General features: G+C 58.8%; 3 protein-coding genes. All 3 read right to left on the bottom strand.

What is annotated here, in order from left to right:
* A partial coding sequence (locus RI554_11680) for a hypothetical protein (protein MDR9392673.1) occupies positions 1-184 on the bottom strand: 184 nt, incomplete at its 3' end.
* Complete coding sequence (locus tag RI554_11675) at positions 177-479, bottom strand: hypothetical protein (GenBank protein ID MDR9392672.1); 303 nt, start codon at positions 477-479, stop codon at positions 177-179. The genes RI554_11680 and RI554_11675, both read right to left, overlap by 8 nt.
* Positions 476-1,091 (bottom strand): hypothetical protein (locus tag RI554_11670; protein ID MDR9392671.1); only part of this gene is annotated, 616 nt, incomplete at its 5' end. The genes RI554_11670 and RI554_11675, both read right to left, overlap by 4 nt.

The raw sequence follows: 1,091 nt of genomic DNA, 5'->3' as shown, positions 1-1,091 counted from the left end.
TCGCGTCAGCCGACAGCGTCACGTTCCCCGCCGCATCAATCGTCAACGCGCCAGGCGTCGAGTTCGACCCGACCGTCCCGTTATCGTCCACCCGCACAGAAGGCACACGCCCCGTCACGGTCCCCAACAAATCGCCAGCCGACTCACTCCACGTCAGGCTATTCGTGTTCACGAGATCAGGCATCGTTCACCTCCAACACGCGCTTCGCACGCTTACGCCACTCGATCGTCGTTTCCAACGCCCGCGCCTCGATTTCCATTGGGTGGTCCTCGTACCCGTACCTCAACAAAAGCAATAGGTATCGAACCCAGTACGCCAGCAACCCGTACCGCTGGATTTGGTCGACGTGCACCAGTTCGTGCGCAATTAGCGTTGTTGACGCGGTCACGCCGGCCTTTAAGAAGATGGTGTTGGGTAGCAAGACTTGCGCAATGGCCCAACGGGGAACGAGGAACGGAACCCGAATAATGCGGGTCATGCTTTCATGATGTACGCAAGAGCGAGGTAGGGCGGACGGTTCTCGTGTGCGGCGTTCCCACCGCTGCTGCTGGTGTTGCCGTCCACGTCGTGGTCGTGGCTTCCGGCGTTTTGGATGTCAAGGTTGTGCGTGTGGTTCCCAGCGTTGTTGAGAGAGTGCGAGTGCGTAGCATCAACCTGCATAGAGTTCGTGGCCGAAAAACTACTTCTATTGAATTTGGCGTACATCGTGGTGACGTTGATGTTTGAGGTGCTAAGAATTCCGCTGGTGCTCGTTGCCTGCGGATGCCCTTCTCCGTCCCCCCTGGGCCAGGTCATGTTACCCGTGAGGTTGGCTGTGCTGACACCGTGACTGTGCGATCCGGCCGTTTCAGCGGTCCCCCCGTGCGAGTGCGAACCAGCGTAATCCGTTTGCAACGAACCACTACCGTGCGAATGAGAAGGCATTTCACTGCCCGACAACTGCACACTATCCGCACCACCCGTATCGTTCACCGTATAGGCGCCACCCGCCCCAACAATGAATCGATCCCGCAAGTCCGGCGTCCCGTTGGTCCCGTCGCACAACAACCACCCCGACGGAATCGAAACAACCGACCCGCTCCACATCGTG

This window comes from Trueperaceae bacterium, assembly GCA_031581195.1.
GTDB lineage: Bacteria > Deinococcota > Deinococci > Deinococcales > Trueperaceae > SLSQ01.
This window is presented reverse-complemented; position numbering and strand designations above follow the sequence as displayed.

Excerpts from the sequence above, each read along its gene's own strand:
- RI554_11675 (MDR9392672.1), bottom strand. The coding sequence starts at position 479 with ATGACCCGCATTATTCGGGTTCCGTTCCTCGTTCCCCGTTGGGCCATT.